The sequence below is a fragment of the Hafnia alvei genome (assembly GCF_900095695.1).
GTDB lineage: Bacteria > Pseudomonadota > Gammaproteobacteria > Enterobacterales > Enterobacteriaceae > Hafnia > Hafnia alvei_B.
Genome location: NZ_FMIQ01000072.1, coordinates 16,507 through 40,720, shown reverse-complemented (window position 1 = coordinate 40,720; position 24,214 = coordinate 16,507). Strand labels below are relative to the sequence as shown.

Genomic DNA, 24,214 nt, shown 5'->3' with positions numbered 1-24,214 from the left:
AAAGCCCGCAAGCGGGCTTTTACATTTAGTTTACGAACTCACTGTGCTCACAACGGATTAATCACCACCGAAAAGATCACGGGTATAGACTTTACTTGCAACATCCGCCAGCTGTTCATCCATGCGGTTAGAGATAATAATGTCAGAACGTGCTTTAAATGCATCCAGATCGTTCATCACTGGCGAGTTAAAGAAGCTATCTTCTTCCATCACCGGCTCATAGATCACCACCTCAACGCCTTTCGCCTTGATGCGCTTCATAATGCCCTGAATCGATGATGCTCTGAAATTATCTGAGCCACTCTTCATAATCAAACGATAGATACCCACCGTTTTAGGCTGGTGCGACAAAATAGATTCGGCAATGAAGTCTTTACGCGTGCGGTTCGCATCAACGATAGCGCCGATGAGATTATTCGGTACCGATGAATAGTTTGCGAGCAGTTGCTTGGTATCTTTCGGCAAGCAATAGCCACCATAGCCAAATGACGGATTATTGTAGTGATTACCAATGCGCGGATCTAAACAAACCCCGTCAATAATCTGACGCGTGTTCAATCCGAGGGCTTCAGCGTAGCTATCCAGCTCATTAAAGTAAGCCACACGCATCGCCAGATAGGTATTGGCAAATAACTTAATGGCTTCCGCTTCAGTTGAGTCAGTGAAAAGAACCTGGATATCTTCTTTGATTGCACCTTCAACTAACAACGCGGCAAATTTTTCTGCACGTTCTGAACGCTCACCAATCACAATCCGTGATGGATAAAGATTATCGTAAAGCGCCCGCCCTTCGCGTAAGAATTCTGGCGAGAAGAAAATATTCTCAACACCTAGCTCTTCACGAATGCTCTGTGTATAGCCAACCGGCACCGTTGATTTGATCACCATCACCGCATTAGGGTTGATAGCCATCACATCTTTAATCACAGACTCAACCGACGAGGTATTAAAGTAGTTAGTTTTGGGGTCGTAATCAGTTGGCGTTGCAATGATGACAAAGTCTGCATTTTGATAGGCGTCTTCTTTGTCGATCGTTGCACGGAAGTTGAGGGGTTTATGGGTTAAATAATGCTCGATTTCTTTATCAACGATAGGCGATTTTTTTTGATTTAATAACTCTACCTTTGATTCAACGATATCTAACGCAACAACTTCATGATTTTGAGCGATCAAGAGACCATTAGATAACCCAACATAACCCGTACCACTAATTGCAATTTTCATGAAAATTTCTCTGAAAAAATGAATTGTTAAGGTATCGAATAATATATTAAAAAATCAGTAATATATCTAACGAACTCTAAATCGCGAGAGCCTTTTAACAAATCATTTCATTCTTAATTAATACCTAAAGTGATTTCTGCAGTTGTTTTAACCAATTTTTGAATGCAGTCCCCTGTGATGGATGATTCAGACCATAAGCGACAAACGCCTCAGCATAGCCAAGTTTCTCACCACAGTTATAAGCTTTGCCCACCATGCGATAGGCTTCAACAGGCAGATGCTGCAACATTGTTGCAATAGCATCAGAAAGTTGAATACGCTCCCAAGCGCCATAGCCCGTAGTTTCCAGAATAGGCCAAATAGCACCAGACAGAACGTAGCGCCCCACCGCAGATAGATCTGAGTTATACATTTCTGCATTTTCAGGTTTCTCTACGATAGACGTCATACGAGCGGTTTGCCCTTGCTCAAGAACTTCGTTGTCACAGTTAATCACCGAGTACTCTGACAGCTCTTCAATTGGTGTTGATTGCACAAGTACCTGACTGCGGCCAGTTTCACTGAAACGCTGTACCATCGATGCTAAATTCTCTCTCGAAGCATCATAGGTAGAGTCGTCCAAAAGGATATCCGGCAGCACCACCACAAACGGGTTGTCACCGACTAATGGTTTGGCGCAAAGAATTGCGTGGCCCAAACCAAGTTGTTTGTGCTGACGTACGCTGTTGATAGTGACGCCCTTCGGACAGATCGACTGTACTTCAGCCAATAACTGACGTTTCACACGTGCCTCAAGCAAAGCTTCAAGCTCGTAAGAAGTATCGAAGTGGTTTTCAATAGCATTTTTAGATGAGTTAGTGACCAAAATAATTTCTTTGATACCCGCAGCTACGCATTCATTCACGATCTTCTGAATAAGCGGAATATCAACGATTGGTAGAAGCTCTTTAGGAATTGCTTTGGTAGCCGGCAGCATTTTCATGCCAAGGCCAGCGACGGGGATGACGGCTTTTAGGTTAGTATTCATGCAAATCGCCTTCTGATAAAAATAAAAATCTCTTTCTAGATAGATTGCACATTCTTAAGGCATACAGAGACATATTCTTTTGATACTTCAGCCGAATCAGATTCTGCATAACAACGTAATTCCGGGGCATTACCTGATGGCCGTAAATGAATTATATTACCATTCTCGAATGTAACTCGCAGTCCATCAGTATTATCTACACAGCTGACTTTACAGTCATTAAAACCTATTTTCTCAATAAGTAACTGTGGTGATTTTATGCCAAGCTCAATAATTGACTTACTACGTTGTATTGGGAAATTTTGAATTCGGTCAGAGTCTGTATAGCGTTTCGGCAGTTCATTAACCAGAGACGATATGCTACTTTTTTTAGCTAAAGCAAGAAGCATTAGTGCCGGAAGAAGAGCATCGCGAGTTGGCAAGGCAGCCAATGGTTTTCCATTGATCTCAGTAGAGCTACCCAGTAAAAAACCACCATTGGCTTCAAACCCAGCTACTGAATTGTACTTATCTAATAACATTGAGCACTTTTCAATAACGTAAGGGGAACCAATTTTAGTTCTTTCAACGCACGTAAACTTATAACTAAGTTCTATCGCCGTATTACAACTAACAGGAACCGCAAGCGCCTCAATACTCAATGCCTCAGCACAAAGCAATCCTAATATATCACCACGCAGCCAGTTTCCCTTTTCATCCGCAACCAAGGGGCGATCTCCATCACCGTCAGTTGAAAAAATAAAATCCAAGCTATACAAAGAGGACCACTGCTTCGCTTTTTCAATATCCGCGTGAGAAACGGCTTCTGTATCAATTGGGACAAATTCATCACTTCGATCAAGCGAAATAACTGTTGCACCAAGCTGTTCAAATAATGGTTTATATAGGTCTCGGCCAGCACTGGAGTGTTCATAGATGCCCACACGCTTCCCTGCTAATAAATCAGGGGTGAATAAAGACCGGTAGCGCGAACAATACGTTTCACTTGCGCGAGTACTGACAATTAATTGTGGAAGAGGTGGTAATTCATGGAATTTAGCCTCTATTGCAAGAATGGCTAACTCATCGGTCTTAGTAATTTCTCCATCTGGCCGATAGAATTTTAGGCCATTTCGATCAAAAGGAATATGACTCCCAGTAACCATAATGCACGGCATATTATCCTGCATAGCTTGATAGGCCAGCGCCGGCGTGGGAATTACTCCATAATAGATCGCCTCAATGCCAACTTGTTGTAAGGCAGCAGCGCAAGCTTGCGCTATGGCATAGCTGCTTGGGCGATTATCAATTGCAAGAGCCAACTGAGTTACAGCAAATTCATCGCGTAGCACAGCGACAAAAGCATGAGTAAAGGCCGCGCATACTTGAGGTGTAAAATCCACCACTAAGCCGCGGGCGCCGCTAGTGCCAAAAGAGATACTACTACTATTAATCACATCTCTAGAAACTAGTTTTTGGACAATCATTTCTGTTCCTTACTCATGCCATTACTTACAAATCGGACGATATCGTCTTCATTCAAATATGTGCCTGATTGAATTTCAATTAATTCAAGTGGAATTTTCCCTGGATTTTCTAATGAGTGTAATGCCCCAACAGGAATATACGTAGATTCATTTTCAGTAACTAAGAATGTCTTATCCCCATTAGTAATTTTAGCAGTGCCCGATACGATAATCCAATGTTCGGCTCTATGATAATGGACCTGAGTATCTATTTTTTTCCCGGGTTGTACAATTACATATTTGACATGATAACGACTTCCATTGGCTATCTCTTCATGCATCCCCCATGGCCGATAAACTTCTTTATGCTGTATATATTCGTGTCGATTAAGGCGCTTTAATTCGTTCACTACAGATTTAACTTCTTGCACAGAGTTCTTATTAGCAACTAGAACAGCATCTTTTGTTTCAACAATAATCGTGTTATCTAGGCCAATCGCAGCTACAAGACGGCTCTGTGAGTGCACATAGCTATTAGATGTTTCGAACAATAAATTGTCGCCACGAGAACTATTTCCATTTAAATCCTTATCGCTTATATCCCACAAAGCAGACCAAGATCCAACGTCATTCCAATTGGCATTTAATGGCACAACTACCGCGTTTTCTGTATGCTCCATCACTGCGTAATCAACCGACTCATCGCTGCACTCTCTGAATTCAGATTCATCCAAGCGGATAAAGTCGAGATCTTCTTTGCTATTATCAAACGATCGCTGACATGCTAACAGAATGTCTGGTCTGAACTTACCTAGTTCTCTCAAAAAGACTGATGCCTTGAACATAAACAACCCGCTATTCCAAAAATAATCGCCTGAATCAATATAGTTTTGAGCAATAGCCAGATTTGGTTTTTCCACAAATTTGTCGACAGCAAAGGAATAATCAGATACAGGCTTACCTTTTTTGATATATCCATATCCTGTTTCTGGCGAAGTTGGAGAAATACCAAAAGTAACTAGATTACCTTCGGAGGCTTCATTAATAGCTTGATTAACAGAGAGGTTAAATGCATCAATATCAGTTATAGAATGGTCGGCAGCTAGAATAAATAAAATTGGGTCATTACCAGAGGCAATGGCATGTAATGCACCTAAAGCTACAGCCGGAGCAGTATTCCTTCCCACAGGCTCCAATATAATCCCATTGTGCCTATAATTCTTCGCCCTAAGCTGCTCGGCAACAATAAATCGATGATCTTCGTTGCATATAATTATAGGATCATCATGAGCAACACCGTCTAACCTTGAAACGGTGTCTTGCAGCATCGTGTTAGTGCTAATTAACGATAAAAATTGTTTGGGATGGAGCGTTCTAGAAAGAGGCCAAAGGCGACTACCAGTACCTCCTGCCATTATTATAGGTTGTATCATAATACTTTCCAATAAGTCAGCATAAAACAAGTGTTAGGAGTTTATATTGCGCTATTTAAAAAAGCTCATTTAGATAGGGAATCATAAAGCTCCTTTATTTTTTCAAACATCACTTCTCGTTTGAATATGTTATTAAATCTTGCTTTTGATGCTAAACTATACTTCGAATAAACTTCTTCATTTTTTGTAATAGCGCATATTGCTTGGGAAAGTTCTATTGGATCGCGTATTTCAACATTCAAACCACTAACTCCATGTTGATTAACCCAACTAGTACCTGAGCCTTTAATGTTAGTTGCTACAATAGGCTTTCCGAAGCTCATAGCTTCAATTTGAACAACACCAAACGCTTCAGATTTAAGTATTGATGGCAAACAAAATATGTCGCAAGCTTCGAAATAACTACCTAATTCATGATTAGGTATTTTACCAACTAAATAAACCTTACTTTCCAAACCCTCTGCATTTATTTGCTTTTGCAACTCCGACCGCAAAGGTCCGTCTCCGCCAATTAACACGACAAAGCCTTCATCCAATAGACTTGCCGCTGAAATTAGGTATTCAAACCCTTTGTAATAAACATGTCGTCCAAGAGAGAGGATTATTTTTTATTTTTATACTTTTCTTTAATATTTTTCACAATATCTGGATCAGATTGCAATCGTGAATCATCTATTCCTATTGGGATAGGAATACATTTTTCACTATAAGGCTTAATTTCTTCTGACTCGCTAATATATTTTTCAGATGTGCCGATTATGGCATCAGCACGCTTAAGAAGCCAAGTTTGCAGAGGCCTATAAAGCTTTAATAATTTTTTTTGTTTAATAATATCACTATGCCAATGCAGGACAACTTTTTTTCCTTCCAACTTCGATGCTAATAATGCAATATTAGCTAGTGGATTGGGTAAATGAATATGTATTATATCATATTTCTCTATTATATTCCTAAGTATAAAAATATACTCTAATGATATTGAGGTTGAAAAAATATTTGTTAACGAAGCAGCACGATAGATATTGTAGCCATTGAATGACTCTACGCTACTTTTCCTACCTATATCAGTACACAAAACATCGCACGTAACCCCATTACGATTAAGCATCTCTGTAATATCAAATGCTACGGTTTCAACACCACCGATAATGGGATAATAGAATTTCCCGACTTGAAGAACTTTCACTGTATCACCCAATAAGATTTTTAATAACGTTTATTGTATTTTGTGCGCAATTTTTCCAAGTAAATTTAGACATAATATGTTCATAGCTGGCGATATCACATTGCGCATTGCCACGAACAACTTCAAGTATTTTTTTACTTATATCCGATATATCTTCAGGGTTGATGTAAACTATCGCATCCCCTCCAACTTCAGGAATTGAAGCCCTATCAGAGGCAATAATTGGAAGATTAAATGCCATTGCCTCTAAGATAGGCAACCCAAACCCCTCATATAAAGATGGAAAAAGAAGAACTGATGCACCGGCGTAATACTCTTTAAGTTCTTCAAATGAAACAAAGCCAGTAAATACGACTCTGTCAGAATTTTTTAATATATCGCTTAAACCAACTTCTGGTGAATAGAAGCCTTCAGACTTTCCAACTAAAATAAGTTTATAATCTGGAATATTATCCATAACATCCAAGAACGAGATAATAGCGCGCTTAAGATTTTTATGCGGTTTAATATTCCCGACACACAGGATATATTTGCTATTTTTTTGTGATTGAACGCTATCCAAGGTAAAACCCGGATCTACACCCAATGGGAATGAGTGTATTTTTTCAGCGTTTATGTTCAAATATTTAATTATTTCATTTTTAGAGAAGTTTGATACTGTAAATATTTTGTCACTTAACAAGCATGTCATTTTAATAAGTGCGTGTATATAAAACCGCTTAAAAAATGAGAAATTATTTCCATATGCAAAAGGAAACATATCATGTATTGTTGCGACTCTTGCTTTGTATTTTCTTGGAGGTAAAAACATTGGACTATTAAAATGAGGAGTCCAGAAAACATCGCCTTTTGGTAATCTAAAAATATATTCGATCTGTTCAAGAGGTGAGAAATACTTAGATTTAAAAATAGTATATTCTGTTACACCTAAGCTTAAAATTAATGCACGGTCCTCATTACTAATTATGCAATGAATTTTAGCATCACCTGACTCTATGATTTCTCTAATCAAATTTTTAATATAAGTTCCAATTCCTGATGCACATATCATCCTAGCATCAATAACAATTAACATGGTCCTATCCTATTTAGACGCAATAACATACTTACTGCGAATTTATTTTTTCAATTAATTTATTAACGATTATTTCGACAGAATATTCAGATAAGACTTTTTGGTAACCAAAAAAACCTAGTTTTTTTGCTAGTTCATTATCTGACAAAATATTGTCTATGGTTAATGCAAGCTCTTCTACATTTCCTTCGGATACAAGAAAACCATTTATGCCGTTGTCAATTAGATAGCTTGGCCCACCACAGTCAAATGAAACAACTGGCTTTGAGAAAGCCCACCCTTCAATAATCGTTCGACCAAATGTTTCAGGTCCGCCAAAATCAGAAATTGATGAGTTCACAACTAAAGTACATTGACTATAGTATGAATCGATGTTTTTTGAATATGCTAAGAAGAGGACTCTTTTATTTAGATCGAGTTGTTCGACAAGAAGTTTAAGCTCACTTAGATAGGCTCCATCAACATGGTTACCAATAACAATCAACTGACAGTCATTTTTTGTAAGCGAAAGCGATCTAATTAACAAATCAATACCTTTCCATCTAGATATCATCGCAGGACATAATATAATCGGAGGATGTGATTTTTGATTTGGCTCTAAATGAGAAGGTAAATTTACCGGGTTAGATATAATATCAGAATGGATACCCTGATTGAGTAAATACTCAAAGGCAGCCTTTGTAGTGACACAATAACTGGCATTATTCCCTAAGGCGAATCGTATAAAACGTAAAAAACGCCACTGAAAATCTCTAACAAAAATCAAAGTCCTTTTCCGTCGCATAAAAGGAAACAGACAATTCATTATAGCAATGTAAAAACCAGCTTTATTAGTATTCCCTATGACGCAATCACTCTCTAATAATTTTTTTCTCATAAAATATAAATTGCTAATCATTCCAAGAATACCAGATTTAGTGGTATCAACGCTTAGACCATGCCCCAACAAAACTTTAAAGTGATTCTTATTCTCGGCATATATATGAACATTATGCTGCTCAGCGATTTTTTTTGCTATAATTTCTATAGTTCGCTCGCTCCCACCATAACCAGAAGCATTGGACAAAATAACAATATTCATAATAATAACTCAGCTATCTGACGTATTTTATTTAGATTCAAATATCGACTTCCATTTCCGAAGAATTTTCTGCGAACTAAAGCGCTCTCGCTCAGCCAAGCAGTTTTGTGCCATTCTATTTAGAATATCATCATATTTCATCAATGTTGTCAGTTTATCTACAAATGCTGCTTTGTCTCCATTTTTAACTAAATAGCCAGTCTCACCATCCTTTATTATTTCTGAAGGCCCAGAGGGTATATCGTAAGAAACTGCTGGTAGACAAAATGATTGGCCTTCAACCAACACCATAGACAACCCCTCGAAATATGAAGTTAAGACTTGTATTTTTGACTCCTGGTATAAATTCGCCACATCTTTTTTAAATGGTAAGATTGAAACGTTCTTCATTTTTTTATCATCAACAATATTTTTAAGATGTTTTTCTAAAGGCCCCTCACCCACTATTTCCAAAGTATAATCATAGCAATTATTCTTTTCAATCTCATACCATATATCTAATAACCGTTCAAAACCTTTGACCTCTACAAATCTGCCAAGAGCGATGATTTTTCTCTTTTTAATCTCTGGATTAAATAATATCCTATGATGCTCACCGGCATAAGGTGAAGGATTGTAGATCACTGACACCTTTCTGCAGCGCCAAGACTCAGCATCTTGATAAGTCAATACGACGATATTATCCGCAAAAATCCTAGACAAAAAACGGCCACGGACTGCCCAACTCTCTTTCCTAAGAAAACTAGTGTGATCACAACAGATGTATTTGCAAGGTAAACGAAGTTGCGCTAGACAAGACCAAACAACCGTGCCCATGCCGATGCTGAGAAATACGCTGATATTATTTTTTTGAATATACTCTCTGATACTTTTTATTATTAAAGGATAGTTTTTAATTTTATTGAAAATAAAAAATTTTTCGTAAGAACAGACTTCGGAAACTAAGATGTTTTCCTTTTCAAACTCATAAGGTATGTCAATATAGCCACTTGAATTTGGGAATGTCAAAATATGTACTTCATAGTCAGTCTGCATGCTATTGGCTAATTCAACAACTACTCGCTGCATTCCACCTTTTTCGACCATATCCAATGCAAAGAAACATATTTTTTTCTTGGTATTTATATTTCCATTTTTCTTATCACTCAAATATGAAATTTTGTCCACTTCACGACCTCATTAATCAAGCTCTCTAGTCAACAAAGAGAAAAACAGTTGCATAGATATAACAATCAAAACGATATAATTTGTGACTATAAACTCGCCTTTATACTGTAATAAAAGAGATAGCATAAATAAAAAAATAAAATAATACTTACTTTTTTCAGCGCGTGCGATTCTTTTCAACCAAAAGAACCAAACTAGAAGCATAGCTACCATAAGACCAATCCCGCTAAATAGCGTTGGTCGCATATAACCAGCATCAGTATCTAGGTAATATGATCCTTGCGATAGACCGGCATAACGGCCATCACCAAAAATAAGAGTTGACTCACTCAGTGGAAAATACATTTGGCTTAATTGATCAGTTGAGGCTGTAGAAATACTCCCATTCTCTTGGTACCGATAGATAAACTCGAATGCCCATGGCAATACTTTTTCAGTAATTATAATCATTTTGTCTGGTACTATTAACAAAGCCATTAATAGGGTGCATACAAAAAACAAAGAGTAAACAAGCAGTAAAATACATGACCGCCTCTTACTAAACCCGGCTAATGGATTTAATAAATAAGCCCAAAATATCAAGACACCCAAAAGGCTAGTTCGACTGACAAAAATTGCTGAAATACTCAACAATATTAATAGAATAGATGTATTTCTAATTGAAACTTTATTGTTTACAAAATCATTTGCCAAAAAAACGAGAACCAAGCAATAAAAACATGCTAAACCATAGTACTGCATGCTAGAAAGAGCAATCCCTCGTAATCCTTCGCTAACCAAAGATGAAGAATTAGAGTCATTATTCTGAAAAATTTTTACAATTTCCCCAACACTAGGAAAAAGAACGGCGCAGATAATTATTAATGATTGAACTGCAGCGGCAATATAAATATATTTGTTAAAAATAAATATATCGTTACATTTATATTTTGAGCAAAAAATTGCTAGAGGAATCGAAAGTGTCAGAATACAGAAAATAAAAGATTTTATCATTAAAAAAACATAGCTAGAGTCTACTCCACCTGTAGCAATGGTTCTTATCGAAATGATAAAAATCAAAAAAATGAACGGGATGAGGAAATAAACTAAATAACAGCGCAGTGCATTAAGAACTGTACTTCTATTTTCTATGAGTTTATTTACCCGAATAAAAAGATAGGTACAACTTATGAACACTGATATATATAAAGCAGGACCAACATTAGGTATATAAAAATTAAAAACTGCCATAAAAAGCATCAAAGCAAGCAGGGAATTCATAATATTGCTCCATAAAGATTACTGTTATTATTATTTTTTTGATAACCTATCAGCTAACCAATATGGCTTAATTAATAATCCAAGTCTATATATAAACCTCGATAGGATGCTTGGTTTTGCATCAAAGAAAACATAGACACATAATACCGCCATTGTGTATATATACTTCCTTATTTTATTTAAGATAGATATTTTTTTATTTGTTAGCATTAGCTCAATTGTCAGATGCTGCAAAAAATGTCTAATATTAAATAATAAGGAGGTCGATTGTGATACCGAGTCTCCTTTTCTATATTTAACTGTAATTTCATTTAAAAAATAAAACTTCTGACCACTCTCAATTATTTTTATCCAGAGGGGGTAGTCCTCGATCATTGGAAATCGCTCATCTGCAAAACCAACTTTGGCAAGTAATTCGCGATTGATAAAAGAGGAAGGAGTTACAGCTAGGCCACCTGCGTTAATCAGATAATTATACAGCCTTTTACTGTCGCTTTGTAAAATGTTCTGTTGAAAAGTCGAAGGGTATACCTCAAGATTATGATGTGTGCCATCAGCATTGCAACTAAACGCTTGCATTTTCGAAAAAATAACACTTTCAATATTATTTTCGTACATGAAATCGATATTTTTCTTTAAACATGCTGGCGTCAATATATCATCTGCAGCAATACTTTTTACCCAACGCTGCGATGCTGCTTTCCATAAAGAGTTAAAGTTTTTGGTGACACCAACATTATATTTATGTTTTATGAAAATTAAACGCTTGAATTTTGATTCATGCTCACGAATCCATTCATCAACAACACTTACTGTATGATCTGTTGATGCATCGTCTGAAATCAGTAGTTCGATATACTCAGCGCCATACGTTTGGGCTAGTATACTTTCAAGCGTTTCCAATATTGTAGACGCGGAGTTATATGAGGCTACGCAAACTGATATTAATTCTTTTTCCATTTTTTCCTACTAATACATAGAGCATTTAAATATGTTCAAATCACATTAATCATCGAGCAAACTTTTTAATATTAAATATAACAAATAAAAGATATAGTATATAGTTTACGCAATACGCAATATTCGCACCTTGAACACCATAATTTCTGACAAACAACCAGCACAATAATGTTAAACTTACAGCAAAAATTATTTCTGAGGGTACAAACCATTTTACCGCCCCGCGAGAAAGCATAGGGTAAGCATATAACCAAGAGAATATTTTTATTACATCACCAATAAGTTGAATTGCAAATAAATCACGAGCGGCTTTAAACTTCTCAGTAAACAACAATGATATTGCCACATCTCTAAATAAGTAGATACCTACGGCCATAAAAAGCACTATCGGCATAATAACTTTGGCCGTGGAATTGATTTCTTTTTTTATTTCAGCATAGGTATGAAGTTTTGATAATTGTGGGAAGTAATATGTTGATAGTGATAGAGTCACAATAGCAAGATATGCTTCAGATATTTTCCATACTGATTGCCAATATCCAGTAACTTCCCAACCGACATATGCGACTAATATTTTCCTAATATATATCATTGCCATTGGCATGGTAATAGCAGAGGCAACTGCCATCAATATATATCCACTAATTATTTTAACTCGATGCCGGTCTACAGCACCAAACCAATATTTAATTTTGAACCACGGCTGTCTCAGCGCAAATACTAATATTGCAATCCCAATCAAGCCATTTTGAATAGCAGCAGCCAAGAGGGCCCCCACTAATCCTTTTGATATTACTAAAAACAACATAACTGATGATGATATAAGCACTGACAACATGCCTAAACATACAAATTGCTTATATTTCTGCTGCCCATTTATGACAGAAGTAACTAAAGTGCCTATAGCTGTAAATGGTAAAGTAAAAACTGTGACCATTACAAGCCAACTGAATTCAGCATCGCCGAAGAGCCAAATTGAAACCTCACGAGAAAAATACCCAATAACAGGCATAATGAGAATAGATAGGCATATTACACCACGGAGGCTAACCCTCCACCATGGTGCACATGAAGTATAGCCATCCTCGTGATTTTCAGCTGTAAATCTTACAACTGAACTCCCCACCGGGGAATTCATTAATCCAGCCAAACCATTCACTAAATTCTGAAGCTGCCCAACCATTGCAATCCCTGAAGGCCCGGCATAGATGGCAACAACCTTCGCGGTTACAAATCCGGCAAGCATCCGTAAGGCAGTTAATAGCGCAGTGAAAAACGTCACTGAAAGCAATGCTTTCATGGTCTAAACTCATTTAATGCATCAATTACGGTAGAAACCATATCATCTGTCATAGTGGGATCCATCGGGATCGATAAAACCTGTTCATGGATTCTTTCAGTAATTGGTAGAGAAATGTTATTCCACTCTGAATATGCTACTTGCTTATGTGGTGGAATTGGATAATGCACCAATGTTTGAATTTTTCGATCTTCTAAAAATTTTTGTAGCGCCGTTCTATGTTCTGTTTTTATTACAAATAGATGCCATACATGTTCTTCGTCCGCAGAAAATTTAGGGAGATTAATAAATTTATTTCTTATTTCATTACAATATTTTTTTGCTATGTTTCTGCGAATCTCTGTATCTTCATCTAAATATTTTAGCTTCACATCGAGTAATGCTGCTTGTAGTTCATCAAGCCGACTATTTACTCCTTGGTAAAGATTTTCATATTTTTTATGGGACCCATAATTTGCTAGTGCTCTAACCGTTCTCTCAAGATTTTCATCACTTGTAGTAATCGCACCAGCATCGCCTAGCGCACCTAAATTTTTCCCAGGATAGAAACTAAAGGCGGCTGCATCCCCCCAAGAACCGGCTCGCCGCCCATTAATTGATGCACCATGAGCTTGCGCACAGTCCTCCAACACAAGAAGATTATGCTTCTTAGCAATTAGATTTAGTTCACTCATAGGGCTAATTTGTCCATACAGATGAACAGGCAGCAAAACTTTCGTTCTAGAATTTATTGCCTTTTCAACATTTTCAGGACACAAGTTAAATGATTCACTGTTAGGCTCAACAAGTACGGGGATGAGGTCATTCGCAGTAATTGCAAGAATTGAAGCGATATAAGTATTAGCAGGCACAATAACTTCGTCACCAGCTTCAATTTTTCCCATTAATTTCCAAGCACGTAGCACTAGACTTAACGCATCAAGGCCATTCGCGACGCCGATGGTATGTTCCACTGCACAGTACGAGGAGAAGTTTTTTTCGAAGTTTTTTACTTCATCACCTAGAATATACCAGCCTGATGTAATAACACGCTTGCAAGCATCAACGAGTTCATTTTCGTATTTGCCATTTATCATTTTTAAATTAAGAAAATTTATCATTTACGAAATCCATCGAAAACATTTATTAATAAAGAATCTGAGCTATTATTTATATAGTCAAACACAGTTTTTCCTGCGTGATCTGACAATGACAAATCAGCACCTAGGTTTATAAGTTCCTCTAATCTTGAGAAATCTCTTGAACGCGACATGTATTCTTTGTAATACATAATAACCGTTGTACCATTGTTGTTACGATCATTTATATCTGCCCCTGCTCCAACAAGCCACTTTACTAAATCAACATTTCCATTATAGGCAGCGACGATTATAGGGCTCCAACCCTTTTGGTTTTTTTCAAACAAAATTCGATCTGTAAAGCTTATTTTTTTCAATTCTTCTATAGTACCAAACTTGCATACCTCAAGAATATCATCCAAATTATCTTTATATAATTCAACATCATAATCTATTGTAGCAATCTTTATTTTTTGCTCTTCACGTTCAATTACTACCCCAGGCCTCGCAGTCGATTTTTGTTTTAAAATACTTCCGCCATAAATGCAAACCCCATGGACGACTGGTAGTTGAAAATCTCTAAATGTAAAAGCATTGATTTGTTTTATGACCTCAAATGCAGTTTTATTTAAATCAATATTAATACTTTCATAATTTATAGAAGCTCTGGAGTAATAGCTCGAATTTTCAGGTGACTGTGGACTGCAAGTATAACTATCGTCGAGCAACCCCTCGATATTGGCAATAACCAATTCTGTACCAAATTTTATATATTTGAGATATAAACTTTTCGCAGTTTCGTCACAATCTAATTCGAAATTTTTCTGAGCTATAATCGGCCCAGTATCAATACCGCTATCTATTTTATGCAATGTAACACCGCTGTGGCTTTCATTATTGAGTATTGGCCATGCAGATGTGAACATTCCTTTATATTTTGGTAAACTTGAAAAGTGTATATTGAAGATTTTCTCATGTGAAAACAATGTCGGTTTTACAATCCGGTCAAACTCAAGAGATAAAAAAATTGAGTTTTCAATTTGATAACTTTCATTTAAGCTAATTTCTTGTATTTTTTTCTCATAGCAAAATTTTTTAAATGAACGTTGCCCATAATCGATGCCAGAATCATTTTTATTAAAAATAGCATAAACATTGACATCTTTGATGTTATTTAAGATCCACTCAGTTACATTTACTGCTATGTTATTTTTACCTGCAATTACAATATTCACTTAGCTGCCTCAGAAATAAATGCCTCATAGTCTCTGATATAGTCAGATTCATTGTAAAAATCATCTGCAAGAACCATCAAAACACAGTCGCTGGAAAAATCATACATTTCATGCCAAATCATTGGATCAATAGATAATCCTTGAGCTGGATTATCGAGGTATACCTCGATTTTTTCGATTCCATCATCTAATATTATTCGACAAGAGCCACGTACTGGAATAGCTAATTGACGCAATTTATAATGAGCATGAAACCCCCGCCTCACCTCATCACAAGTCTCAAACATATAATATACGCGCTTAATCGGGAATGGGATGTTTTTTGTTTCCTCTAGTGCAACTAACTTCCCTCTTTCATCACCGTGTTTTTGTAATTGAATTAATTTTATATCCATTCTACCAGCCTCAAATAAGTCAAAACTAAAAATTATTTGTATTTTTTAATAGCCTTGATAAATATATGCCATACTCATTTTTTTGTAACGTCTTAGCTATCGCACCTATTTCTTCATTGCTCAACCACCCATTACGCCAAGCAATTTCTTCTGGGCAAGCAACCATCATACCTTGTCTTTTTTGAACTGTTTCGACGAAGCTTCCTGCTTCAATTAAGCTGTCATGAGTACCTGTATCCAGCCATGCAAAACCTCGACCCAGAAGTTCAACACTTAAATTATTGTCATTGAGGTACATTTCATTAAGAGATGTTATCTCTAACTCACCTCGCATAGAAGGTTTTACCTTTTTAGCATATTCAACGACTTTGTTATCATAAAAATATAGCCCGGTAATTGCCCAGTTTGATTTTGGATTTTCTGGTTTTTCTTCTATAGATAGGACTTTATAATTGTCATCAAACTCCACTACGCCAAATCGTTCGGGATCCATAACCTGATACCCAAAGACCGTAGCACCTTCAGTTTTCTGTGCAATTGCTCGAAGCCTAGGACTAAATCCTTGGCCAAAGAAAATATTGTCGCCTAATACTAAGCAAACAGAATCTGTTCCTATAAAACTTTCACCTATAATAAACGCTTGCGCTAATCCATCTGGACTAGCTTGGACTGCATAGGTTAGCTTCACGCCTAATTGGCTTCCATCACCCAGCAAACGTTCAAAACTCGCTTTATCTTCTGGAGTAGTGATCACTAAGATATCTTGTATTCCAGCCAGCATGAGTACTGATAGCGGGTAATAGATCATGGGTTTATCGTAAATTGGCAATAATTGCTTTGATACGCCCATTGTAATTGGATAAAGGCGAGTACCTGAGCCACCAGCTAAAATAATACCTTTCATATCTTAAGTCCTGCTATGTCCCCGATGAGGAAGCTAAATGATTAATTGGATGAATTAAGTTGCTAAATAGAGCTTTCACTGCCATTTGGAATTTATGTGATATCTAAGAAGAACTTCAAAATTATTATCCCTATAAAGCTATCCGCCGCTATAGGAGAGTCCAGCAATAAGACGGTGCACTGTATGTAGAATTTAGATTTGTACTAATGATGAACTGCATTATATAGATAGTTATAGCAAGCACGCTACCGCCCTTGGCTCGTCAGCTACCAATGCACTGTTCAAACTCGCGGCGATGTGGGTCCTATGAGACTGCACGCAGAGTACACTCCTGTCGGATGCCCCCACCTCAGATAATTCTTAATCCAGCCCCTTTTTAGGAACTTTCCCTCTATCACTATTTCTTACATTTTTCGATGCGGGCTAATTCTCATACTTCTGACGGTCTGATACAAGGATAAATACGCACAAAAAGTTTAGCTGTTTTAGAAATGCGCAAATTGACATACAAATTGAACCTTTTGCTGAATATCCATAGTTATCGCAAGCCCTTCTTATGCTTATACTTGAATTTATCGCGCCAACCACCGATCATTCCCTAAGAATAACTGTAACAACTCTAAAGGTATAACGAAGCGTATGGAATGGATCGCCGATCCGACTATTTGGGCAGGGCTAGCAACACTGGTCGTGCTTGAGATTGTGCTAGGTATTGATAACCTAGTTTTTATTGCAATTTTGGCAGAGAAACTCCCCCGTCAGCAGCGTGACAAAGCGCGTGTAGTTGGCCTATTGCTGGCGCTCGTGATGCGCCTTGTACTACTGGCCTCAATCTCTTGGCTGGCGACGCTAACCAAGCCAATCCTGACTCTCAACGGGCACGGCTTCAGCGCACGCGACCTGATTATGTTGACCGGCGGGATATTCTTGCTCTTCAAAGCCACCGTTGAATTGAACGAACGGCTGGAGGGCAAAGATCATGAGAGCCACAGCCAGCGTAAAGGAGCCAAATTCTGGCCAGTGGTGATCCAAATCGTTGTGCTCGATGCGGTGTTCTCACTGGATTCAGTTATCACCGCAGTGGGTATGGTTGAGCATCTTGCCGTTATGATGGCAGCCGTATGTATTGCCATCAGCCTGATGCTGCTTGCCAGCAAACCGCTGACAAATTTTGTTAACGCCCACCCCACCATCATTATTTTATGTTTGAGCTTCCTGCTGATGATTGGCTTCAGCTTGGTCGCTGAAGGCTTTGGCTATCTGATTCCGAAAGGTTATCTCTACGCCGCTATCGGTTTTTCAGTGATTATAGAAGTCTTGAATCAGCTTTCTCAGTATAACCGGCGACGTTTCCTCTCTTCATCGCGCCCGCTTCGTGAGCGGACTGCTGAAGCCGTTTTGCGCTTGCTAAGTGGGAAACATGAAGAGGCGCAGCTTGATGCCAATACATCCAGCCTGATTGCCGATAATCGCGGTGAAGCCGACCTGTTTATTCCGCAAGAACGCATGATGATCGAGCGCGTATTAGGCATGGCGCAGCGTACTGTGAGCAGCATTATGACATCCCGCCACGACGTGGAGCAGCTGGACCTAAGCGATCCGCAAAGTAAGCTGGATGAGTTATTACAGAAAAACCTGCATACGCGTATTGTAGTAACAGATGATAATGCCGCCGACGAACCGCTGGGCGTTATACATGTTATCGACCTACTGAGGCAGCAGTTGCAAGGCGAGAAACTCGATCTTCGTGCGTTGGTTAAACAACCCCTAATTTTTCCTGAAGGCGTGTCGCTGTTGATGGCTCTGGAGCAGTTCCGACAGGCACAGACTCATTTCGCCTTTGTGGTTGATGAGTTCGGCTCCGTTGAAGGCGTGGTGACGCTTACTGACGTCATGGAAACCATTGCCGGTAACCTCCCCGTTGCCGGTGAAGATATCGACCCGCGCCATGATATTCGGCAAAACGAAGATGGCACGTGGATCGCCAACGGCTACATGCCGCTGGAAGACTTGGTGCTTTATATGCCTTTGCCAATCGATGAGAAACGCGAATACCATACGTTAGCGGGTTTATTGATGGAGTACTTACAACGCATTCCACACGTGGGTGAGCAAATTAGAATTGGTGACTATATGTTCGAGCCGTTAGAGATTAACAGCCACAGAATCCTGAAAATTAAAATCACGCCGCTTGTGGTGCCTGACGATGATTATGAAGTCTAAATCGCCTTTCAGATAATATTTATCGATTAAAAAAGCGGGCTTTGCCCGCTTTTGTTTATCCGTGATACCTAGCCATTATTACAAATGAATAGGAACTAGAATTTCAGTTGCAACGATAACTACGATCAGACCAACCAGTACAGGAACAGAAGTACGCTTCACCACCTCAAACGGGGAGATCTTCGCCATCCCTGCCACGGCAACGACTACGCCAGAAACAGGTGACAAAGTACGGCCAAGGTTAGAGGCCTGTAGCATAGGGATGGTTAAATAAGCAGGGTTAACACCCATCTGTGCTGAAAGTTTTGGGATCAACTCCACGAACGCATAGAAAGGCGCATTGCCAGACCCCGTGGTCATAGCGGCCAGCATCGTGATCACCACCAGCACTAGCATCATGATAATTCCACCGGTGCCAAACGACTGTGCTAAATCTATCAGGCTGCTGATAAAGCCCACGGTGCTTAACCCTTGCGCGAAAACGCCCGCAGCGACTAACAGCATCACCACGCTAGCAAAAGCGTCCGCCATACCTCGATAGGCAACTTCCAGGCCTACAAAAACTTTCTGCGCATCAAAGCCACGCAGGAATTCAATGATTGCGGCACCAAGCATACAAATCACAAGCACGGTAATAATGTGCAGCTCTGGACCCCATTTACCGTCGAAAATTAAAACCCCCAGAATAGGCGTAAACGGGAGCAAGGCGTAGAAGCTAGGTGCGTTAGTTTTGATTTCACTCACGTCCAGCATTTCATGAGAGACGTTTTCTTTTTTATCTAAATAACGCTGCCAAAAGAAATGTGCGATAGCCATGCAAATGATGGCGGCAATAGAAATTGGAAGCGTAGTTTTGAAAGCAAAATCGATCAACGGCATTTCAGATGCTTTGGCAGCCAGCACAACGTCTCCCGACGTTGGCGCAAGGATAATCGCAGCCGGCGATGCACAAATAGCAGCCGCTGCACCTCGACTAATCCCAACGTTCACCATCACAGGGAACAGTGTTGCCATCAGTAAAACGCCTAGCCCCGTAGCCGAGGAAACAGCCAGTGACATCAGACAAGCAACGAAATATGCCGCGATCATCAATAAATAGGGAGAATTGATGTACTGCAGAGGACGAGATGCTAATTTCACCACCATATCATTTGCCCCGATATGGGTCATGTAGGCAGCAAATCCACACAGCATCATAATCATCATGCCTAAATCGCCACCGCGGCTCATAAGCAAGACTTTAATATATTCAACAATATCGGTTGCGCTCAGTCCTGTCGGCTTGGCGCTCGCCGGTAATATCTGATGCCCCATCAACGCACTAATAATCAGCAGTAGGATCCCACCAACCATTAATACCCCGGTAGCCGAATAGCCCTTGATGATGTATCGACCAACCCCCGTCGCCACAATGACACCAATTAACAACTCAATCATATGAAAGCCTCTATAGGTATTGCTTTAAATAAGTTCTCTACGGAACTTGAATAGCCTCAATGGCGAAAAAATAAACTAAACTAGCGCTACTGCGCCAGTTAGCCGATTAAACCATCGAACTCTGCCGAAAAAAGCAGACGATTTTACTGACTTTGGTCAACGATTTCCCGTGTTTGTTTTTGCCATGACAAGTTTGTGATTGGCCGCTTGGTTCAGGAAATCCCAATTGCATTTCAACTTTTTTTAGAAATAGAAAAGGATTAGAAATAGAAAAGCCGCAGCAAACTTGCTGCGGCTCGATGTGAAACTAAACCTTAAGTACTTAAAGCTTCTTCAACAATCGCTCTAAGTCTTTCTTATCTTTTGAATCTTGATGCTTTCCAAGCCAATTATTCAATGCATCTTTGGCTTTTTGCTCAAGCTCACTACGCAAGACTTTATCCACATCCAGCGAGTAACTTAGCTCTTGCCAAGGGCCATAAATCCGTAATGGGATCACCGCTTTTTGCAGTGTTTTAACCACGTTGCTTTTGCCCTTCCACCCATCAAGAACGCGGACATTTAGGCTCATATCACAACGTTGTTTATTCAGGTTTATCAGCCCAGAACCACCCGCCGTTAAGATTTCAGAGCGACCAAAGAACTGAGTAATGCGTAAATTACCCTGTCGCAGTACCGTGTCCGCTTTGAGTTCCTGAATTTTAGTGTAATCCGTATAGCTATCTGCAGCGGTAACCTCTGAGTGGCTACGGACCACAGCTTGCTGTATTAACTGCTGAATATTCATGCCGTTAAGACGTGCGTTAGCCATCGATATATGTGCGTGACCATCCCAACGCTGCATGATGTCGGCTAAGGTTATGCCAGAGCCACTAAATTTTCCGGTTAAAGTGAGGTCGCCTACAAACGTTTCTGGCTGTCCAAATGCATGTAAAACCGGCCCCATCGCAATGTTTTCTATCTGCGGCGTCAGCGTGATTTGCGCAGGTTGATTATTATCAACGACAGAAATTGCCCCTTGCGTCTTAAACGTTCCATGCCCAAGCTTACCGCTGAGATCCTGCAACGTCGCCGTCCCCTGCTGGTTTTGCACCTGCAGAGAAAAATCAGCAATCGTCAACCCATGGTAGATAATTTGTTTGGCCTGAATTTTTACGTCAGCATTAAAATCACGCAAAAATGCCATTTCGCCTGGCTGAGAGACAGATTGAGAATTAGAGGTAACAGGCGAGCGAGGGCCACTCTGTTGTGATGTATTGGCACTGCCTGCGTCTGAATCACCCGGCGGTTGCCAGCCCAATAAATTATCTAGGTTGAGCGCCGCGGATTTTAAATCAACTTGGTACGTAGACTCGCCATCGGCCTGCATTGAACCTTGGACCCGCCCCTGAAGCTGACTCTGGTTAGCGGTTATCTGCAAATTCGAGATGTCTAACAGCTGCGGTTGTGACTGATAACTGACCGTTGCACTCCCCTGCCCTGCAATCCCGTCCGCAGGCAATCCCACACCTGCCAAGTGATAGTCAAAACTGGAAACAACGGCGCTATAGCGCTGTGGATAGCTACTCAAATCCACATTTGCGGCCAGTTTAAAGCTAAGATCGCGTTGGTTACGATTTATCCTACTCGAAAACTCAATATAGGCCTGACGTTCACTGTCTTGATCGATCGACAAATTAATGTCGCGCATATTAATTTGGTCATCTTTATCTTGCTGCCAAATTAACAGGCTGTCTTTGACCTGAACTTTTTTGATATTCAACTTCCACGCAACGTCTTTAGACGGTTCGCGTGAGCCCGATGGAGCAATCGGTGAATTATCAGGCTTCTGCGCATCGCTATCTGGCGTTAAGCGAATCACCGCGCCCTTTAACATCACCTGCTTAACGTCAAGCTGATGAGACAAGAGTGGCCACAACGCGACGTCTAACCGCATGTTTTCCGCACTAACAACGGGTTGTGCCGCGCCTGGGGCAGTCAACGACATGCGCCCAGATAAAATGCTAAGGCGGGGCCAAACATGCCAACGCAGAGAGCCATCTAGCTGCAGATCATAGCCTGTACGCTGCTGCACTTCTTTCGCCATATAGCTACGAAAGTCATTGGGATTTACCAGCAATACCAGCGCCGTCATACCAACAGCTAACACAACCAACAAAATAACTATGGTCGTCTGAAATCGTCTCATGCCATCCTCTATCTCAAGGCAAGCGTTGTAAAACCGTGGTGTTTAAGTTCGAGATGAACTACGTCGAAAACGAACACCGTCGGCAATGATACACATTAATCTTTATCGATACGGCTCGCGACTGCGCCCTGTTGGTCACGATATTTTGCATCTTGGCGGCTGTTGTAAGGGCGTGCCGCAGGGCCGGATAACGGTTCGAAACTCAGCGCGCCAATCGGCATTCCCGGGCGCAATGCCAAAGGTAATTTCCCAGAGTTATAAAACTCTAACACGATACATCCCTGCCAGCCTGGATCGATGCGATGTGCGGTGACGTGCACCATTAAGCCTAGGCGTGCAAGCGAAGAGCGTCCATCCAACCAACCAACTAAATCAGCGGGTAATGTCACAGACTCTAGCGTAACGGCTAATGCCAGCTCGCCCGGATGTAGGAAAAAGGCCTCTTCTTCGCCGAGGATGATCTCATCGCTCATGACACGTTCTAGCGCTTCGGCAACTTCCGCCTTCGGCCCACTCAGATCGATATAAGGTGCTGTATGCCCGCGGAAAACACGAAACTTATTTCCCAAACGCACGTCGACGGTGGCACCGTTAATACGATCTACCGGTGGGCGAGGTGAAATAGTGAGTTTTCCCGCGTCTAGCCAAGCTTCAATATCGCGGTCACAAAGTCTCATGGTTTTCTCTCCGTTACAGGCAAAGCAGCAATGGCTGCAAACTAAGAAGACATAGTACCTGAACCCCTAATATTCTGAAATGATTCAAACTGTTTGTTGCTTTTAAAATAGGCATCGTTTCCCAAATATAACGACAATTAACAAAATTGACTGACAAAAAAGCCCGCATTAAGCGGGCTTTAATAGAAAACGAAATCGGTTATTCAAAAAACTGGCTGATCTTAGCTTTCAGAATATCAATCGCAATACGGTTTTTCCCACCGCGTGGCACGATAATATCGGCATATTGCTTAGACGGCTCAATAAACTGAAGGAACATTGGGCGCACCGTTTTTTGATACTGAGCCATAACAGAATCCATTGAGCGGCCACGCTCGTTAACGTCACGCTTCATTCGACGCATGAGGCAAATGTCGAGCGGAGTATCAACAAAAATGGAGAAGTTCAATTCATTGCGCAGGCGTGCATCTGTCAGCAATAAAATGCCTTCCAGAATAATCACTTTCTTGGGTTCTAAATGAATGGTGCCTTGCTTGCGGGTGTGTTCAACGTAGCTATACTGCGGAAGTTCGATGGCTTGACCTGCTTTTAACATTTGTAAATGCTGAAACAGCAAGCTGTGGTCCATCGAGCTTGGGTGATCGTAGTTCGTTTTAACCCGCTCTTCCATCGTCAGATCGCTTTGGTCTTTATAATAACAATCTTCCGGGATCACACCGATGTGCTCCTCACCCACTTGTTCACGTAATTCACGATAAAGTGTGCTGGCGATCAAACTTTTGCCTGAGGCAGATGCGCCTGTGATGCCAATAATGACGCACTGATGGGAGTTGTCAGTCATATAATTTTTAAGACCTGGTGTTAAATGTTCGACGGGAGGCTAAGCAGAGACAGCTCAGGGCTGCGTGCTTGGGACGCGGCAATTATAGGGAGTTACGC

At 40.0% G+C, this 24,214-nt stretch carries 21 protein-coding genes; 1 reads left to right on the top strand and 20 read right to left on the bottom strand.

What is annotated here, in order from left to right; translation table 11 throughout:
- Positions 1-57: 57 nt before the first annotated feature.
- The 16 genes from ugd to rfbA all read right to left on the bottom strand — a co-directional run bounded on the left by ugd (position 58) and on the right by rfbA (position 16,750).
- Complete coding sequence (gene ugd / locus BN1044_RS19775) at positions 58-1,224, bottom strand: UDP-glucose 6-dehydrogenase (RefSeq protein ID WP_072310120.1); 1,167 nt, start codon at positions 1,222-1,224, stop codon at positions 58-60.
- Between the two features lie 124 nt (positions 1,225-1,348).
- A complete protein-coding gene (locus tag BN1044_RS19770) occupies positions 1,349-2,251 on the bottom strand; it encodes a sugar phosphate nucleotidyltransferase (RefSeq protein WP_072310119.1) in 903 nt (300 codons plus the stop codon).
- 35 nt (positions 2,252-2,286) lie between these two features.
- Entirely contained in the window at positions 2,287-3,717 is a 1,431-nt protein-coding gene (locus BN1044_RS19765; protein ID WP_072310118.1) for a phosphomannomutase, read from the bottom strand.
- Positions 3,714-5,129 carry a mannose-1-phosphate guanylyltransferase/mannose-6-phosphate isomerase gene (locus BN1044_RS19760; RefSeq protein ID WP_072310117.1) on the bottom strand — a complete coding sequence of 472 codons (1,416 nt, stop codon included), beginning with the start codon at positions 5,127-5,129 and terminating at the stop codon, positions 3,714-3,716. The genes BN1044_RS19765 and BN1044_RS19760 overlap by 4 nt, the downstream gene beginning before the upstream one ends.
- 65 nt (positions 5,130-5,194) lie before the next feature.
- Complete coding sequence (locus BN1044_RS24025; protein ID WP_254663943.1) at positions 5,195-5,683, bottom strand: glycosyltransferase; 489 nt, start codon at positions 5,681-5,683, stop codon at positions 5,195-5,197.
- A gap of 47 nt (positions 5,684-5,730) precedes the next feature.
- A complete protein-coding gene (locus tag BN1044_RS24020) occupies positions 5,731-6,315 on the bottom strand; it encodes a glycosyltransferase (RefSeq protein ID WP_254663941.1) in 585 nt (194 codons plus the stop codon).
- Between the two features lie 4 nt (positions 6,316-6,319).
- Positions 6,320-7,390, bottom strand: a complete 1,071-nt coding sequence (locus BN1044_RS19750; RefSeq protein ID WP_072310116.1) for a glycosyltransferase family 4 protein — start codon at positions 7,388-7,390, stop codon at positions 6,320-6,322.
- A gap of 31 nt (positions 7,391-7,421) precedes the next feature.
- Positions 7,422-8,471: a glycosyltransferase family 4 protein gene (locus BN1044_RS19745; protein ID WP_072310115.1), complete on the bottom strand. Its 1,050-nt coding sequence runs from the start codon at positions 8,469-8,471 to the stop codon at positions 7,422-7,424.
- A 27-nt stretch (positions 8,472-8,498) separates the two neighbouring features.
- Entirely contained in the window at positions 8,499-9,638 is a 1,140-nt protein-coding gene (locus BN1044_RS19740; RefSeq protein WP_072310114.1) for a glycosyltransferase, read from the bottom strand.
- 12 nt (positions 9,639-9,650) lie between these two features.
- Entirely contained in the window at positions 9,651-10,898 is a 1,248-nt protein-coding gene (locus BN1044_RS19735) for a hypothetical protein (RefSeq protein ID WP_072310113.1), read from the bottom strand.
- A gap of 30 nt (positions 10,899-10,928) precedes the next feature.
- Positions 10,929-11,858 carry a glycosyltransferase family 2 protein gene (locus BN1044_RS19730; protein WP_072310112.1) on the bottom strand — a complete coding sequence of 310 codons (930 nt, stop codon included), beginning with the start codon at positions 11,856-11,858 and terminating at the stop codon, positions 10,929-10,931.
- 49 nt (positions 11,859-11,907) lie between these two features.
- Positions 11,908-13,158, bottom strand: coding sequence for an O-antigen translocase (locus tag BN1044_RS19725; protein WP_072310111.1), 1,251 nt, complete (start codon positions 13,156-13,158; stop codon positions 11,908-11,910).
- A complete protein-coding gene (locus BN1044_RS19720) occupies positions 13,155-14,258 on the bottom strand; it encodes a DegT/DnrJ/EryC1/StrS family aminotransferase (protein WP_072310110.1) in 1,104 nt (367 codons plus the stop codon). The genes BN1044_RS19725 and BN1044_RS19720 overlap by 4 nt, the downstream gene beginning before the upstream one ends.
- Positions 14,255-15,451: a formyltransferase family protein gene (locus BN1044_RS19715; RefSeq protein WP_072310109.1), complete on the bottom strand. Its 1,197-nt coding sequence runs from the start codon at positions 15,449-15,451 to the stop codon at positions 14,255-14,257. Before BN1044_RS19715 ends, BN1044_RS19720 begins: the two co-directional genes overlap by 4 nt.
- Positions 15,448-15,846 carry a sugar 3,4-ketoisomerase gene (locus tag BN1044_RS19710; protein ID WP_072310108.1) on the bottom strand — a complete coding sequence of 133 codons (399 nt, stop codon included), beginning with the start codon at positions 15,844-15,846 and terminating at the stop codon, positions 15,448-15,450. The genes BN1044_RS19715 and BN1044_RS19710 overlap by 4 nt, the downstream gene beginning before the upstream one ends.
- 25 nt (positions 15,847-15,871) lie before the next feature.
- Positions 15,872-16,750 carry a glucose-1-phosphate thymidylyltransferase RfbA gene (gene rfbA / locus BN1044_RS19705; RefSeq protein WP_072310107.1) on the bottom strand — a complete coding sequence of 293 codons (879 nt, stop codon included), beginning with the start codon at positions 16,748-16,750 and terminating at the stop codon, positions 15,872-15,874.
- A gap of 639 nt (positions 16,751-17,389) precedes the next feature.
- Here rfbA and BN1044_RS19700 point away from each other — a divergent pair.
- On the top strand, positions 17,390-18,973 hold the full coding sequence (locus BN1044_RS19700; RefSeq protein ID WP_072310106.1) for a TerC family protein: 1,584 nt from the start codon (positions 17,390-17,392) through the stop codon (positions 18,971-18,973).
- A 78-nt stretch (positions 18,974-19,051) separates the two neighbouring features.
- Here BN1044_RS19700 and dcuC read toward each other — a convergent pair whose 3' ends face one another.
- From dcuC to udk, 4 genes are all read right to left on the bottom strand, one after another.
- Positions 19,052-20,410 (bottom strand): anaerobic C4-dicarboxylate transporter DcuC, encoded by a 1,359-nt coding sequence (gene dcuC, locus BN1044_RS19695; RefSeq protein WP_025798173.1) that lies wholly within the window; start codon positions 20,408-20,410, stop codon positions 19,052-19,054.
- Positions 20,411-20,732: 322 nt separating this feature from the next.
- A complete protein-coding gene (asmA, locus tag BN1044_RS19690) occupies positions 20,733-22,598 on the bottom strand; it encodes an outer membrane assembly protein AsmA (protein WP_072310105.1) in 1,866 nt (621 codons plus the stop codon).
- A 95-nt stretch (positions 22,599-22,693) separates the two neighbouring features.
- Positions 22,694-23,275 carry a dCTP deaminase gene (gene dcd, locus BN1044_RS19685; protein ID WP_025798169.1) on the bottom strand — a complete coding sequence of 194 codons (582 nt, stop codon included), beginning with the start codon at positions 23,273-23,275 and terminating at the stop codon, positions 22,694-22,696.
- A gap of 199 nt (positions 23,276-23,474) precedes the next feature.
- Positions 23,475-24,116: a uridine kinase gene (gene udk, locus BN1044_RS19680; RefSeq protein ID WP_072310104.1), complete on the bottom strand. Its 642-nt coding sequence runs from the start codon at positions 24,114-24,116 to the stop codon at positions 23,475-23,477.
- Positions 24,117-24,214 lie beyond the last annotated feature (98 nt).